This is a genomic window from Gordonia liuliyuniae, from assembly GCF_021738805.1.
GTDB lineage: Bacteria > Actinomycetota > Actinomycetes > Mycobacteriales > Mycobacteriaceae > Gordonia > Gordonia liuliyuniae.
This window is the reverse complement of sequence record NZ_JAKKOR010000002.1, coordinates 1-14,600: the sequence shown is the minus strand read 5'-3', so window position 1 is coordinate 14,600 and position 14,600 is coordinate 1. Positions and strand designations below refer to the sequence as shown.

The following is a 14,600-nucleotide window of genomic DNA, read 5'->3' as shown; positions in this document are numbered from 1 at the left end:
TTAGAACCGAATCGACACCGGCTCCGCTCCGGACAGCGACAACGCGGCCAGCGATGTCGGGGTGATCCCGTCGCGGAACGTGGCGCGCACGCCCGTGACGTCGGTGCTCTTCGCGAGGCGCGAAGCCTGTGCCTTCGTCAGGTGCAAGTCCGCAACGTCGATGCGACGCAGGCGGTCGTCGCCGTTCATGTCGGTCGACGACGTCTTCATCGACAGCACTGCGTGCGTCCCGTTCACGCGGATGACCGGATCGGCGAGAGCGATCTCGAGCAGGTGGAACCGCGTATAGACGACGGCGGTGCCGTGGAACCGGAGTTCGCCTCGCCCGTTTCTGATCGTGTTGTCGGCGAGTTCGAACGTCATGTCCCCACGGTCGTCGACGTCGGCTCCGTCCTTGCCGGACACTGTGCCTTCGGTGGCCTCGACCGCGTCGGCGAAGGTCGACGAGTATCCCCAGACGAGGTTCTGTTCCGCAGGCTTCGGCGTGTTCGGGCCCGGTGTGGTCACGTAGTTGATCGGGACGTACTTCTCCTGCGCGGCGTTGACTGCGTTCGCGGCACCGTACGTGTAGACGCCCCACCGCTTATTCGCAGGCGCCTTCTCCGGGGTGGCGAGTGTCAGACGCGCGGTGAACTGGCCTTTAGCGTCGAGTGGGACCCACCCTTCGCGTACGGTGCGACGCAGATCGAACGGCACGTCCGGGACCTTGTTGAGTGCGGCGGGCGACAGCGCCCACTTTGTCTTACTGCGGGTCTCGGCACGCGACGACGCCGGCGCTCCCTTGGAGGGCTGCCACACCGGCGCGAAGCCGCCGAAGGTCACGAAGGTGCCATGCGGGACGCCCGGCGGGACGGGGACCGGCAAACCGGACGTGTTGGCGGCGGGATCGAACCCGGTGCCCTTCACGACCACCTGGTCGCCGGGATGCAACTCGGTGTCGCCCACCGGAGTCGTGCCGTCGGCCAGGTAGACGCTGATCGCCGGCGTGAAACGTTCCGCATGCGCGGCCCCGACACCGACCGCGCTCCCGGCAAGAGCGCACAGCGCGACGACGAGCATGACGACGAGACCACGTAAACGAGACATAAAGCTGAGCCTAACCTATGGTCCCACGTTTCCGATTCGGCCTTTAGTCCCATGTTGTGCCGAAATGTTCAAGAGACTCAAGCGGCTCGGCGAGCAGAATCGAACCATGAGTACACGCAAAGACATGAACATCTGGCCCAGCGTCACCTGCAACGACCCTCTCGCCGAACGGGACTGGCTCGCTCGTCTCGGCTTCGAACCCGGCGTCCTCGTCGAGGGCGACGGCTCCGGTGAGGTGTTCCATTCGGAGATGCTGTGGCCCACCGGCGGCCGGGTCATGGTCAGCTCGGCGGGCAAGACCGATTCGACGTTCGCCACTCCCGTCGGAAGCACGAGCGTCTACGTCGTCGTCTCCGATCCGGACGCTGTGTACGCGCGCGCCACCGATCTCGGCGCGAAGCTGGTGCGGGACATGGCGGAAGAGGATTATGGGTCGCGGGGCTTCTCCATCGCCGACCCGGAGGGCAATCTGTGGAGTTTCGGGACGTACGCGGGCTGACCGGCAGGCTGTGCCGGGCGGGCGTCCTAGTCACGCCGTACGACATCAGGGGCGCTCGCCCCGGCACTCACCTGGGCATTCCGTCACCGACGGTCACACTGATCGTCGATCTGCGCGACGGGCTTCTCCTCACCGGGCCCGGCCTGGCTCGACCGACGAGCTTCCGCTGCGGCATCGGCGAACTGCACCTCGAATCGTTCACGATCCATCACGACGGAGCCCAGGTGGGCGTGCAGCTCGACCTCACCCCAGGCGCGGTGCGGCGATTGTTCGGCGTCCCCGTCGGATCGCTGACGTCGATGCTCGAACTCGACCATCTCGACGCCGCGTTCGCCTCACGGCTCCGTGATGCGGTCGGCTCCGTGTCCCACCATGCACGCAGCGCGGTGGCGACCGACCTCCTCAGTGCGCAGCTGGGTGATGCCGCCGGCACGCCGACCGGAGCCGACCCCGATGCCGTCCGAACGTGGCAGCGGATCCTGCGGTCGAACGGTCGTGTGACCGTCTCCGAACTGGTCGAGCAGTCGGGCTGGTCGGCTCGACGTCTGACCGGCGTGTTCACCGCAGAATTCGGGATGGGCCCTAAGCAGGCGGCGCGCCTGGTCCGCTTCGACACGGCCCGGCACGCGATCGACTCAGGCCGCGCCCCGAGCGACGTCGCCGCCGACTGCGGCTTCGCCGACCAGGCGCACATGTCACGCGAGTTCACCGCGTTCACCGGCCTCCCGCCGACGCAGTACCTGGTCGAACGCGACAGCGACTTCCTCGTCGCCGATCACGCCGACGAACCCGCACGACCTACACCTATACCGACCAGCATCACCGTATAGACGACTGTCCCGCCGTATAGGTGTAGGTTCTCCGCGCCGAACGCTACTTCTCGATTCTGTTCCCGTCCGAGTCCCAGTGCTCGGCGACCTTCTTGCTTGGTTGGACGCGCGGCGGCTCGCCCGGCATCTTCGGGTATGACGGCGGGTACGGCAGGTCACCGAGCCCGTCGGCGTCGTCACGCTGGACCATCTCCAGCAGCGGTTCCAGCCCGGCCGCACAGTCGGCGATGTCTGCCCACGGGTCGTCGCGTCGTTCGAGTAGCCCGGGCACCGTCGCGATGGTCAGGTCGCCGGGGTCGATGTCGGCGAGCTCGTCCCACGTCAACGGCGTCGACACCCGTGCGATCGGCGACTTCCGCACCGAATAGGGTGCGGCCATCGACCGGTCGCGGGCGTTCTGGTTGTAGTCGATGAAGATCCGGTCGCCACGATCCTCTTTCCACCACGACGTGGTGAACAGGTCGGGTGCACGACGCTCCAGCTCCCGCCCGAACGCGATCACGGCGCGACGTGTCGCGATGAAGTCCCACTCGGCACGGATCGGCACGAACACGTGGATCCCGCGGCTACCCGAGGTCTTCACAAAACCCGTGTATCCGAGTTCGTCCAGGAGCGGGCGGACGTACTCGATCGCGGCGGCCCGCACGTCATCGAAGCCGCGGCCGTCGGTCGGATCAAGGTCGATGCGCAGTTGATCTGGGTGGTCGTTGTCCGGATCGACGGTCGGCCAGGTGTGGAAGGTGACCGTTCCCAGATTGGCCGCCCACACGATGTCCGCCGGGATCCGCGGACAGAACGCCTGCCCGGTCCGCTTGGACGGGAAGACGATCTTCGTGGACTCGACGTGGCCGGGATGGTACTTCGTCAGATGCTTCTGGTAGATCTCGTCGCCCTCGACGCCGTCGGGAAACCGCTGCAGAAATGTGGGCCGCCCGGCAACAGCGTCCAGCAGTGGGCCCGTCGTCACCATGGTCCGGTAGTAGTCGACGAGGTCGCCTTTGCGCCCGCCGTCCTCACCGAGCTGGGGGAAGTAGATCTTGTCCGGGTTGCTGAGTTTCACCTCGACTCCGTCGACGTCGAGCATGAGCGGTTTCGGCTTCGAACTGGCCATCACGAACCTTCCAGGACGTCGTGGACGTCGTAGGTGAGCGGGACTTCGAGTTGTTCGTATCCGCAACTGATCGGATCACGATCGGGTCGCCATCGCAGGAACTTGACGGTGTGCCGGAAGCGACCGTTCTCCATCTGGTCGTACGCGACTTCGACGACGAGTTCGGGTCGGATCGGAATCCACTCCCCGTTGCCCGCCGACCGCCACCGCGACACCTCGCCCTGCGCGACGTTGTCGGGGTCCAGGCGCATCGGCTCGAACATCTCCTGCAGTTCGATCCGCTTTTTGTCGGCGAACGCACTCGATCCGCCGACCATCCGGACTTCGCCGTCGTCGCCGTACAGTCCGAGGAGCATCGATCCGAGTCCGGTCCCACTCTTGTGGACGCGGTATCCGAGGACCACGCAGTCGGCGGTCCGCTTGTGCTTGATCTTGACCATCTCGCGTTTGTTCGGCACGTAGAGCCCGTCGAGACTTTTGGCGACGACACCGTCGAGGCCTGCTCCTTCGAAGGCGCTGAACCAGTCCCGCGCGACGGCCGAATCCTGGGTCACCCGGCTGACCTGTAGCGATCCGCCCGGCGCGATGGCGTGTCGCAGCGCGTCGCGGCGCCTCGGAAACGGTTCGCCGGTCAGGTCGGCGTCGCCGAGTGCGAGAGCGTCGAATCCGATGAAGGTCGCGGGGGTCTCGCCGGCGAGCTTGTCGATGCGCGACGCCGCCGGATGGATGCGCTGGCTCAGCGAATCCCAGTCGAGCCTGCGAACGCCGCCGATCTCACGGACCACACCGACTTCGCCGTCGACGACCACCCGCTCGGGCAGTTCGGCGCGGGCGGCGTCCACGAGTTCGGGGAAGTAGCGGGCGAGGTCCTTGCCGCTGCGCGAGACGACGACGACCTCGTCGCCGTCACGAAAAATCAACGCGCGGAATCCGTCCCACTTCGGTTCGTACGACCACACCGGCCCGTCGTCTGGTTGCTCGGGCACCGCGGCGACGGCTTTCGCGAGCATCGGCGCGACAGGCGGATTGATCGGGAGGTCCACTCGTTCATCGTCCACGACGCCACCGACAAGAGCAACGGTTTTCGGGCGCCGCACATCACCGCTGCGCCGCCGACTCGTCGCCCCCGCGCCACGGCGCCGACACCGCGGGGCCATCGGGCACTCGTACTGTCGGCCTTGATGGCAACACCACCGAAATCGGTCTCGTCCCATTCGCGCAGACACTTCCTCGGATTGACTGCGACCGCCGCCGGAACTGCCGCCGCGACAACACTTCTTCCTCCGTCGCTGCTCGAGGCCGTGGCACGGGGCAGACCCGCGGGCAGTCTGCGCGACGTGGAGCACGTCGTCGTCCTGATGCAGGAGAACCGCTCGTTCGACCACTATTTCGGGACGCTGCGCGGGGTGCGCGGTTTCGCCGACAACTCGGCCAAACCGGGAGTCTTCGACCAGGACGGGGTACGCCCGTTCCTGGCTCGCGACGCCGCGAACCGCGGTGACCTGTCGGTGGAATACCTCACGTCCCTTCCACATTCGTGGCCGGACGGCCAGCAGGCTCTCAACGGGGGACGGTGCGACGGGTGGGTCGGCGCGAAGGGCCGGGCGACGATGGCTGCCTACGATCGACGCGACATCGCCTTCCAGTACGCGTTGGCCGAGACGTTCACGGTGTGCGACGGATACTTCTCGTCGTGTCCGACGTCGACGAGCCCGAACCGCAACTTCCTGTTCTCGGGCACCAGCGGCTCCGAACCGTGGGGACCACGGGCGGTCGGCAACGACGCCTACGACTCGACGCATCCCGGTTACGCCTGGAAGACGTATGCCGAGAGCCTGCACGAAGCGGGTGTGGATTGGCGTGTCTACCAGGAGTGGGACAACTACACCGACAACAATCTCGACTTCTTCGCGACGTTCCGCACCATCGGCCGCGCAGCCGTTCAACTCGCGGGTGAACGCGGCGGCGACCTGACCGGCTTCTACGAGGATCTGCTGGCGACGTCCGACCGCGACGAGCAGCGCACTCGCGCACAGAGCGTGCACAACAGCGCGGCAGGCATGCGCGGCGTCGTCGCCGATCTCTATCGCCGAGCCCTGTATCGCGGCGAACCCGGTTCACTGATCCCCCGGTTTCGCAGAGACGTACAGTCGGGCAAGCTTCCGGCCGTGTCGTGGATCGTCGCATCGGCGGCCGACTCCGAGCACCCGTCGGCGTCGTCCCCGATCCAATCGTCCACGCTCACCTACCGGTTGCTCGATGCGCTCTCGTCGAACCCGCAGGTATGGGACAAGACGGCGGTGCTGCTGACGTTCGACGAATTCGACGGGTACTTCGACCATGTCGTTCCGCCCCTGCCGCCGCAGGGCGAACCCGACGAGTGGTGGGACGGCAAACCGATGGGCCTCGGGTTCCGCGTGCCGATGACGATCGTCTCGCCGTGGACGGTCGGCGGGCGCGTATCCTCTGAGGTCTTCGACCACACGTCGGTGGTCCGTCTGATGGAGCGGGTGACGGGTGTGCGCTGCCCGAACATCTCGCGGTGGCGTCGCCGAGCGTGCGGCGATCTGGTGTCTGCGTTCGACTTCTCCCGCTCGGACGGCCTCCGACTTCCCGCTCGTCCCGGTCCGGTCCCGCCGATCGAGAAGCGGTGGGACGCCGAGCCGGGCGGCGACTATCCGGTGCAGGAGACCGCCCAGACTGTGGCCCTCCCGACCCCGTACCGGCTGTCGGCCACCGTCGTCGACGGGGTCCTGCACCTGCGGAACGACGGATCGCGCGCCGCAGTGTTCGGAGTCTTCTACGACGGGCGCGTCGAGCATCACACGGTGCGCGGCAGGCGACGTGTGCAATTGGCGTCGGTCACCGTGCGCGTCGTGGTGACCGGGCCGGACCGCTTTCTCCGGGACCTGTGTTTTCCACGGAACGGGTCGTCCGCGGACGTCGCCCTCGACCACGAGCGTCGACAGGTCAGCGTCGACGGACGCGACGTCACTGCGACCGCGGTCGCCGACAGCTGGTACGAGGTGACCGTCTCAAGTCCGGCGGGACGCCAGTACTTCACCGGTCGGCTGGAGAACGGGCGCCCGACGAGGACATCTGGCTTCCGCTCCTGACTGGGTTCTCGCGCTTGACTGGCTCCCGCGCTTGACTGTGTTCCACACCGCCGTAGACCGTGCTTTACGGTGGTGGCGTGGCCAACGACTTCGCTCCCGCAGGCCGGTTCGCGCCTTCTCCATCCGGCGACCTGCACATCGGGAATCTGCGGACAGCGGTGCTCGCGCAACTCTTCGCTCGATCGTCGAACCGCCGCTTCCTGATGCGCGTGGAAGACCTCGACCGTGTGCGTCCCGGAGCGAGGGAACGGCAACTCGCCGACCTCGCCGCGATCGGGCTCGGGTGGGACGAGCCGGTGACCCTGCAGAGCGAACGGTACGACGCGTACGCCTCGGTCATCGGCGGGCTCGTCGCCGACGGCGACACCTTCGAGTGCTTCTGCACTCGCCGCGAGATCTTGGACGCGCCGACGGCGCCGCACGCCCCGCAGGGGGCGTACCCGGGCACCTGCCGCGAGTTGACCGAGGCCGAGCGCGCCGAACGGCGACGCATTCGCCCCGCGGCGATCCGTCTTCGTGCGGACGTCACCTCGTTTACGGTCACCGATATCTTGAACAATGAGTTCACCGGAGACGTCGATGACTTCGTCCTGCAGCGCAACGACGGAACACCCGCCTACAACCTCGCGGTGGTCGTCGACGACGCGGCGTCCGGCGTCGACCAGGTGGTGCGCGGTGACGATCTGCTGACATCCGCGCCTCGGCAGGCGTATCTGGCGACCCGGCTCGGCTATTCGCCGCCCGAGTACGCGCACGTCCCGATGGTCCTCAACGCCGACCACAAGCGGCTCGCGAAACGCGACGGCGCGGTGACTCTCGCCGATCTCGCCGAGCGCGGTGTCGACGCGGTGTCGGTCCTGTCCATGATTGCCGTCTCGCTCGGGTTGGCCGATCAGGGCGAGACAGTCACGATGGACGCCCTCACCGAACGGTTCTCCCCGTCGGCCCTCCCCCGCGATCCGTGGATCTTTGAGGCTATCTCTGGTTGATGCGCAGCAGGTTTCCGGCGGGGTCACGGAAGGCGCAGTCGCGTACCCCATAGTCCTGGTCGGCGGGTTCGGCGATCACGTCGGCGCCTGCGGCGACGAGCCTGTCGAAGAGTGCGTCGAGGTCGTCGGTCGCGAGCGTAACCGCACCATACGACCCTTTCGCGATCAGATCGAGCACCACCGCGCGTTCCGTGTCGGTCACTCCGGGATCGACGACCGGCGGCTGCAGGACGATCGACGTCGGCGACCCGACGGGGCCGACGGTGATCCAGCGCATGCCGCCGTAGCCGACGTCGTTGCGGACTTCGAAGCCGAGCGCGTCGCGGTAGAAGGCGAGCGACGCATCGGCGTCGACGTGCGGAAGGAACGTGTAATGGATGTCGATGTTCATAGGAGCAACGCTAAGCGGATCCGCGCGGATTCGCTTCTCGATTCCTGACCGGCCTGGCGGCCTGCCGAGCCAGACACGATGGGACACCTTCCAGGTCGCCGGCCATGTCGCGGCGGTACACACTCGGGGAGACGCCGACGAGCTCGGTGAAGCGGGTGCTGAACGTCCCCAACGACGACGATCCGACCGCGAAGCACACCTCGGTCACCGACATGTCGCCGCGCCGCAGCAGTGTCATCGCGCGTTCGACGCGGCGCGTCATCAGATACGAGTACGGCGACTCGCCGTAGATGCGTTTGAACTCTCGACTCAAGTGGCCGGCCGACATGTAGGCTCCGCGCGCGAGCTCCTCCACGTCGAGCGGCTGATGGAACTCGCGGTCTATGCGGTCACGAACCTTTCGGATCGCGACGATGGCCTGGGTGCGGGCCGCCCGGTCGGCTGCGCTGGTCACGAACTCAATTGTTGCGTCCGCGAGCGGCCACGCGCCACACATCGACGATGAGCCCACCTTTGGCGACGGCGACCTCGTCGACCAGATTGAGGACCGTGCAGACGTGGTTCGGCACCACACGCACCCGCGACCCTCGCACGGGAAGCTTTGCGTCACCAGGAAATTCGACAGTCGCGTGATGTTCGGACAGCCCGGTGACCCGTGCGTCGGGATAGTCGATGAGCCGACCGAACCCCGACGCGTAGCCTGGCCGGTCCGCACCGAGGACCTTGCTGCCCGCGTCGAGCACGATCCGCCGCTCGGGCCCGTCGGACCGGCTGATGACGGTCGCGAGGACGGTCAACGCGATGTCGGCCGGCTCGGTCCGGCCCAGCTCCCACTGCTGCGCGTCACCGAACACGTAGACGCCCGGGCGCAACTCGGTGAGCGCTCCGCCGTCGGACAGCAACGCGGTCGGCGTCGACCCGCCGCTGCGGACTTTCACCGGGACGCCCGACTCGGCGAGGAGCCGGGACGCTTTCCGCAGCGACTTCGCCTCGTCGTGTGCTGCGGAGTCGGCCTGCCCGACCCCGTAGCTATGCCCCGGGAACGTGAACACGCCGGCCACGTGCAGCCCGGCGTCGTCGGCCGCCGCCGCGATTTCGGTGACGCCGTCCGGATGCACGCCGCTGCGGTGGTGGCCGCTGTCGACCTCGATCAGCACCTCGAAGCGTCGTGCCGCGTCCCCGAGTCGAGCGCCCGCGTTGCGTACGCCTTCCACCGAGTCGACGCCGAACGAGATGCGGGCCTGCTCGGACGCGGCGACGAGCCGGGCGGCGCTCGACCGGGTAAGCCACAGCGGATATGCGATGAACAGGTCGTCGACCGCCGCTCCGCTCGGGTCGGCGAACACTTCAGCCTCACCGATCGTCGCGACCGTCAATCCGGTTGCGCCCGCAGCGATCTGCTTGCGTGCGATCTCGACGATCTTGTGCGTCTTGATGTGCGGGCGCAGCGCGAGCCCGTTGGCTTGCACAGCGTCTGCCATCGCCGCGATGTTCCGGTCGAGGATGTCGACGTCGACGATGACCGTCGGCGTGCTCACCATGTCACCCATCGGCTCACTCCCCTGCTCGCTTGGTTCCCGCGTAGTAGCGGCCCAGGAACTCGTCCCGGTAGTCGTAATAGTTCCCGTCCTCGATCGCCTTGCGCGCACGGTCGACGAGGGTGATCGTGAACGACAGGTTGTGGAGGGTGGCGAGCGTCGACGCCAGGCCCTCCTTCGCCTTGAACAGGTGGTGGAGGTATGCGCGCGTGTACTGGGTCGAATAGTTGTCGAGTTCGGCGTCGAGCGGACCGAAATCGTCTCGGAACTTGCGGTTCGTCACGTTGTAGCGGCCGTCGAACGAGTAGATCGCCCCATTGCGGGCGACTCGCGTCGGTGACACACAGTCGAACGTGTCGGCGCCGTTCTCGATCGCGGTGAAGATGTCGTCGGGTTCACTGATGCCCAACAGGTGACGTGGCGCGTCGTCAGGGAGTTCGTCGGTGACCCAGCTGACGATAGTCCCGAGATTGTCCTTCTCCAACGCACCGCCGATCCCGTACCCGCCGAACCCCTTGCCGCCGTTCTCTCGGTCGATCCGGCTCAGTTCGACGAGGTCGCGCGTCGCCTTACGCCGCAGGTCCTCGTACTGCGCCCCCTGGACGACGCCCCACAGCGACTGCTGCGGCCGGTGCGAGCGCTCGGCGGAGAGTCGATTGTGTTCGGCCAGGCACCGGATCGCCCACTGTCGGGTCCGTTCGAGCGACGTCTCCTGATATCCGCGGGTGTTCATCAGCGTCGTCAGTTCGTCGAACGCGAAAATGATGTCGGCGCCCAACTGGTGTTGGATGCCCATCGACACCTCGGGGGTGAACCGGTGCATCGACCCGTCGAGATGCGATTTGAAGGTGACCCCGTCGTCGTCGACGTTCGCCAACCGTTCCTTGCCTTCGGCGATCCGCGAATCGTCTTGGGGACCGGTCGCCTCCATCGAGATGACCTTCTTGAAGCCCACCCCGAGGGACATCACCTGGAAGCCGCCGCTGTCGGTGTACGTGGGACCCGACCAGTTCATGAACGCGCCGAGACCGCCCGCCCGGTCGAGGATCTCCGGCCCCGGCTGCAGGTACAGGTGGTACGCGTTGGCGAGGACCGCTTGCGCGCCGAGCGCCGCGACCGACTCGGGCAGCACAGTCTTCACGGTCGCTTTAGTGCCGACCGGAACGAAAGCGGGTGTGTGGATCTCGCCATGCGGAGTGACGATGGTGCCGGTACGGCCTGCCGTCCCGTCGAGGGTGGCGCGCCGGATGAACTCACTGCTGGTCACAAGGCAATAGTGCCCCACCTGCGTCGGGCCCGATGGGCCGACCCGCGGTTACATGACCCGATTTCGCTGCTCGTCTGCATTACCGTGGGACCATGACCCGCACGATGAAGCTCGCCGCCACCGCGGTCCTCGGCCTGTCGATCGCCCTGTCCGCTGCTGCGTGCGGCGACGAACAGGAAGCTCCGAACGCCGAATCCTCGACGACGGTGGCGACACCGCCCAGCGACCGCAGCGTGCCCGTCGTCCCCGGCCCGAAACCGCGGTCGTCGACGCCCCCGACGAGCGAGAGCCCCGAGACGGCGACCGGCGACGGTCAGTCGTGTGGCTCGGCCAAGGGACCGGACGGTGCACTGCAGATCCGGGTCGTCGAAGGCGACGTCTCGTGTGAGACAGCGACGGGGATCGCGAAGGAGTACAGCCCGCTGATCGCAACCGGTCAACCCCAGGACGTCAACGGCTGGGACTGCGGTCCGTCGACGACGGCGGGTGAACTGGCCCGGTGCACCAAGGATTCGCAGGCCTTCGCGTTCGTCCCGTAGACGCCCCAGCCAGCCGCCCAGTCAGCCCAGGGCGGTCGCGACCCGCTCCAACGCGGCCACTCGGCTGCCCTTGACGAGCACGGCGTCGCCCTCGGACAGGTCGCCGAGAGCCGCGACCGCGTCGTCGACGCCCGACACGTGGACGGCGTCGTCGCCGTAGTCGGGTTCGTCGACGGCGATCACGGTGATGCCGAGATCCGTGGCCTGCCGGGCGATGTCGCGGTGGGCGGCCGGCCCGTCCGCGCCGAGTTCGGCCATCGTGCCGACGACGGCGAACCGGCGGCGCGCAGCGAGTCGGGCGAGTGAGGAGAGTCCGGCGGCCATCGACGTCGGGTTGGCGTTGTACGCGTCGTTGATGACTACGACGCCGGACGGCGTCGTACTCATCTCCATGCGCAGGCCCGACAGCGCGGCGTCGCTGAGTCCGGCAGCGAGCGCATCGATCGGGACGCCGAGGCCACAGCCTGCGGCAGCGGCGGCGAGCGCGTTCGGCACCTGGTGTTCGCCGCGAGCCTGCAGATCGATCGCGGTGGAGCCCCACGGGCTGTGCAGCGTGAACGACGCACGTAACTGGTCGTCGAGCACGATGCCGGTCGCTCGCACGTCGGCGTCGTCGTCGGCCACACCGTAGGTCAGCACGCGGGCCTGGGTCCGGTCGGTCATGCCTCGGACGATCGGGGCGTCAGCGTTGAGGACGGCGATCCCGTCCGCAGGCAGCGACTCGACGAGCTCGCCCTTGGCCTGCGCGACGTCGGCGAGCGTCCCGAACATCTCCAGGTGCACGGCTTCGACGCGGGTGATGATGCCGACCGTCGGCGACGCGATGTCGCACAGCAACGCGATGTGCCCGACACCGCGCGCGCCCATCTCCAGGACGACGGCTTCGGTGTCGTCGGGCGCGCCGAGGAGCGTGAGCGGCAGTCCGAGTTCGTTGTTGAAGCTCTTCTCGCTGGCCGCCGTGGCGTAAGTGGTGGCCAGGACTCCGGCCAGAAGGTCCTTGGTGGACGTCTTGCCGACCGATCCGGTGACGCCGACGACGCGTGGCGGAAGACCCGCCCGCACGGCGCGTCCTAGGTCGGCGAGCGCCAGGGAGGTGTCGGCGACCTGTACGGCCGTCGCGGCGACGCCCGGCTCCGGGGCGCGGTCGGTCAGATAGACACCAGCGCCCGCGTCGACAGCGTTCGCGATGAAGTCGTGTCCGTCGCGTGCCGCGACGATCGGAACGAAAAGCTGACCTGCTCGAATGGAACGCGAGTCGATGCTCGCCGAAGACACCTCGATGTCGGGTCCGTGGAGCGTTCCGCCGGTGGCTGCTGCGATCTGGCTGGCGTGAAGGTGCACTACCCGAACGGTACAGGAATGGCAGAACGGCACAGGCGAGAGCCGACGTAGGCGAACACGTATCCTGGCATCCATGAGCACCCCCCTCCTGCGGTTGGTCGTCCTCTACGGCGGAGTGTCCGCCGAACACGATGTGTCTCGCGTCAGCGCGGCCCATGTGCTGGCCGCCGCGGATCGCGACAAGTACACGATGGTCCCGGTCGGCGTCGACAAGAACGGCGTCTGGCACCGCAACGACGCGGTGGCTGCCGCGATCGCGGCGGGTGAGCCGCTGCCGAACCGTCTCGACGTCGAAGGACCGGAAGTCGATCCGCTCCACGTGGTGCGGGGCGACGGTGAGCTGACCGTCGTCTTGCCGCTGCTGCACGGGCCGCACGGTGAGGACGGAACCGTCCAGGGCATGCTCGAACTGTTCAAGGTGCCGTACGTCGGCTGCGGCGTCCTCGGGTCGGCGCTGTGCATGGACAAGGCGATGGCCAAGGAGGTCGCCGCCCGCGCAGGCATCCCGCAGTGCGACTGGATCACGTTCCGTGACGGCGTCGACGATGCGCGCAACATCGTCGACCGCGCGATCAACGAACTCGGCCTGCCGATCTTCGTGAAGCCCGCCAACATGGGGTCGTCGGTCGGCGTTTCTCGTGCGGGCACGGCCGACGAACTCGATAAGGCGATCAACGTCGCACTCCGGTACGACGACGTCGTCGTCCTCGAAGAAGCGGTCACCGCACGGGAGATCGAGGTCGGTGTCCTCGGCAACAACGCCCCGGACACGACGTTCCCGGGTGAGATCAAGGCAGGCAGCGACTTCTACGACTACGAGGACAAGTACGTCACCGGGGCAGCCGAACTGATGATCCCGGCTCCGCTGGACGACGCTGCGGTCACGCAGGTCCGGGAGTTGGCCGCTGACGCGTTCACCGCGCTGCGATGCGCAGGGATGGCTCGGGTCGACTTCTTCTACGAGGAGGGCGGCCGCGGGTGGCTGCTCAACGAGATCAACACGATTCCCGGGTTCACCCCGAGCTCGATGTACCCGAAAATGTGGGAGAACTCGGGGATCGCCTACCCCGACCTCATCGACCGTCTCGTGGCGTTGGCGCTCGAGGTGCATCGCCGTCGGAGTTCGTTCTCCACCGAGCACTGACACCCGCCGACTCTCGCCGGAACCCTCACGGACGAGCCGCGTTCCTGCGAGAGTGTCTGGGTGACTTATCTTCTCGCCGTCGACTCGTCCATCTCCGGCCCCGACTCGGTGTCACGTCCCCTCGTCGCGGAGTTCGCCGACTCGTGGTGTGCGGCCGGTCCCGACCGCAGCGTCGTCTCGCGTGACCTCGCCGCGAACCCCGTCCCGCACCTAACGACGGCGGGGTTGCATTACGCCGAGGTTCTGCGTCGACCGCACGAGAGCGTCGACCCGGCTGCCGCGGACCTTCAACGCGAGTTGATCGACGAGGTCGCGGGCGCCGCGGCCGTCGTGATCGGCGCGCCCATGTACAACTGGTCGATCCCGTCGACGCTCAAGACTTGGCTCGATCACCTACACGTGCTAGGTGTAACGACGTCGAGCGACGACCAGCCAGGCAAACTGCAGGGCATTCCCGTCGTTGTAGTGTCGCCGCGCGGTCTGGCGTACGACGATTCCGATCCGGGCCAGGCGGGCGACCACACGGTGCCTGCGATCGAGAAGATTCTGGCCGGATCGATGGGCATGGACGTGACGAGCGTGGTCGTCGACTACACGCTCGCCGAGCGTCTGCCTGCGGTCGCCGAACACGCCCCCGCCGGTGAGTCGTCGAAGGCTGCGGCCCGCGAGCGCATACGGGAGTTGGGGGGGGGGGGGGGGGGGGGCCCCCCCCCCCCCCCCCCCGAGGTTAAAATATGCCATCAAGACCA

At 67.4% G+C, this 14,600-nt stretch carries 15 protein-coding genes; 7 read left to right on the top strand and 8 right to left on the bottom strand.

Translation table 11 applies throughout. The features are described from left to right. Positions 1-1,086, bottom strand: coding sequence for an HtaA domain-containing protein (locus L5G33_RS02950; RefSeq protein WP_236996664.1), 1,086 nt, complete (start codon positions 1,084-1,086; stop codon positions 1-3). A 106-nt stretch (positions 1,087-1,192) separates the two neighbouring features. Between L5G33_RS02950 and L5G33_RS02945 the strand changes: the two genes are divergently transcribed. Then, positions 1,193-1,585, top strand: a complete 393-nt coding sequence (locus L5G33_RS02945) for a VOC family protein (protein ID WP_236996663.1) — start codon at positions 1,193-1,195, stop codon at positions 1,583-1,585. Further along, positions 1,558-2,415 (top strand): helix-turn-helix domain-containing protein, encoded by an 858-nt coding sequence (locus L5G33_RS02940; RefSeq protein ID WP_236996662.1) that lies wholly within the window; start codon positions 1,558-1,560, stop codon positions 2,413-2,415. The genes L5G33_RS02945 and L5G33_RS02940 overlap by 28 nt, the downstream gene beginning before the upstream one ends. 43 nt (positions 2,416-2,458) lie before the next feature. Here the strand turns inward: L5G33_RS02940 and L5G33_RS02935 are convergent, their stop codons facing one another. Beyond that, a complete protein-coding gene (locus L5G33_RS02935) occupies positions 2,459-3,526 on the bottom strand; it encodes a DNA polymerase domain-containing protein (protein WP_236996661.1) in 1,068 nt (355 codons plus the stop codon). Further along, the gene (locus L5G33_RS02930; RefSeq protein ID WP_236996860.1) at positions 3,526-4,569 is read right to left on the bottom strand and encodes an ATP-dependent DNA ligase; all 1,044 of its coding nucleotides are present in this window, start codon (positions 4,567-4,569) and stop codon (positions 3,526-3,528) included. Before L5G33_RS02930 ends, L5G33_RS02935 begins: the two co-directional genes overlap by 1 nt. Positions 4,570-4,707: 138 nt before the next feature. Between L5G33_RS02930 and L5G33_RS02925 the strand changes: the two genes are divergently transcribed. Further along, complete coding sequence (locus L5G33_RS02925) at positions 4,708-6,642, top strand: alkaline phosphatase family protein (protein ID WP_236996660.1); 1,935 nt, start codon at positions 4,708-4,710, stop codon at positions 6,640-6,642. Between the two features lie 77 nt (positions 6,643-6,719). After that, complete coding sequence (gene gluQRS, locus L5G33_RS02920) at positions 6,720-7,631, top strand: tRNA glutamyl-Q(34) synthetase GluQRS (RefSeq protein ID WP_236996659.1); 912 nt, start codon at positions 6,720-6,722, stop codon at positions 7,629-7,631. Here gluQRS and L5G33_RS02915 read toward each other — a convergent pair. From L5G33_RS02915 to tgt, 4 genes are read right to left on the bottom strand one after another with little or no spacing between them, the layout of a single operon-like run. Then, the gene (locus L5G33_RS02915; RefSeq protein ID WP_236996658.1) at positions 7,618-8,022 is read right to left on the bottom strand and encodes a VOC family protein; all 405 of its coding nucleotides are present in this window, start codon (positions 8,020-8,022) and stop codon (positions 7,618-7,620) included. The two genes, gluQRS and L5G33_RS02915, sit on opposite strands and share 14 nt — an antisense overlap. A 10-nt stretch (positions 8,023-8,032) precedes the next feature. Next, on the bottom strand, positions 8,033-8,476 hold the full coding sequence (locus L5G33_RS02910) for a helix-turn-helix transcriptional regulator (RefSeq protein ID WP_236996657.1): 444 nt from the start codon (positions 8,474-8,476) through the stop codon (positions 8,033-8,035). Positions 8,477-8,480: 4 nt separating this feature from the next. Further along, complete coding sequence (locus L5G33_RS02905; protein ID WP_236996656.1) at positions 8,481-9,572, bottom strand: D-TA family PLP-dependent enzyme; 1,092 nt, start codon at positions 9,570-9,572, stop codon at positions 8,481-8,483. Positions 9,573-9,576: 4 nt separating this feature from the next. After that, a complete protein-coding gene (tgt, locus tag L5G33_RS02900) occupies positions 9,577-10,827 on the bottom strand; it encodes a tRNA guanosine(34) transglycosylase Tgt (protein WP_236996655.1) in 1,251 nt (416 codons plus the stop codon). Positions 10,828-10,919: 92 nt separating this feature from the next. Between tgt and L5G33_RS02895 the strand changes: the two genes are divergently transcribed. Next, a complete protein-coding gene (locus tag L5G33_RS02895) occupies positions 10,920-11,366 on the top strand; it encodes a hypothetical protein (protein WP_236996654.1) in 447 nt (148 codons plus the stop codon). Between the two features lie 21 nt (positions 11,367-11,387). Here L5G33_RS02895 and L5G33_RS02890 read toward each other — a convergent pair whose 3' ends face one another. Next, positions 11,388-12,707: a UDP-N-acetylmuramoyl-tripeptide--D-alanyl-D-alanine ligase gene (locus tag L5G33_RS02890; RefSeq protein WP_236996653.1), complete on the bottom strand. Its 1,320-nt coding sequence runs from the start codon at positions 12,705-12,707 to the stop codon at positions 11,388-11,390. A gap of 73 nt (positions 12,708-12,780) precedes the next feature. Here L5G33_RS02890 and L5G33_RS02885 point away from each other — a divergent pair, with 73 nt between their 5' ends. Next, entirely contained in the window at positions 12,781-13,851 is a 1,071-nt protein-coding gene (locus tag L5G33_RS02885; protein WP_236996652.1) for a D-alanine--D-alanine ligase family protein, read from the top strand. A 60-nt stretch (positions 13,852-13,911) separates the two neighbouring features. Beyond that, positions 13,912-14,600: FMN-dependent NADH-azoreductase (locus tag L5G33_RS02880; protein ID WP_236996651.1), on the top strand; the 689-nt coding region annotated here is incomplete at its 3' end.

Bases quoted from the DNA above. Each gene is read 5' to 3' on its own strand.
- L5G33_RS02950 (WP_236996664.1), bottom strand. From the start codon at position 1,086: ATGTCTCGTTTACGTGGTCTCGTCGTCATGCTCGTCGTCGCGCTGTGC.
- L5G33_RS02945 (WP_236996663.1), top strand. From the start codon at position 1,193: ATGAGTACACGCAAAGACATGAACATCTGGCCCAGCGTCACCTGCAAC.
- L5G33_RS02935 (WP_236996661.1), bottom strand. From the start codon at position 3,526: ATGGCCAGTTCGAAGCCGAAACCGCTCATGCTCGACGTCGACGGAGTC.
- L5G33_RS02925 (WP_236996660.1), top strand. From the start codon at position 4,708: ATGGCAACACCACCGAAATCGGTCTCGTCCCATTCGCGCAGACACTTC.
- L5G33_RS02915 (WP_236996658.1), bottom strand. From the start codon at position 8,022: ATGAACATCGACATCCATTACACGTTCCTTCCGCACGTCGACGCCGAT.
- L5G33_RS02905 (WP_236996656.1), bottom strand. From the start codon at position 9,572: ATGGGTGACATGGTGAGCACGCCGACGGTCATCGTCGACGTCGACATC.
- L5G33_RS02895 (WP_236996654.1), top strand. From the start codon at position 10,920: ATGACCCGCACGATGAAGCTCGCCGCCACCGCGGTCCTCGGCCTGTCG.
- L5G33_RS02885 (WP_236996652.1), top strand. From the start codon at position 12,781: ATGAGCACCCCCCTCCTGCGGTTGGTCGTCCTCTACGGCGGAGTGTCC.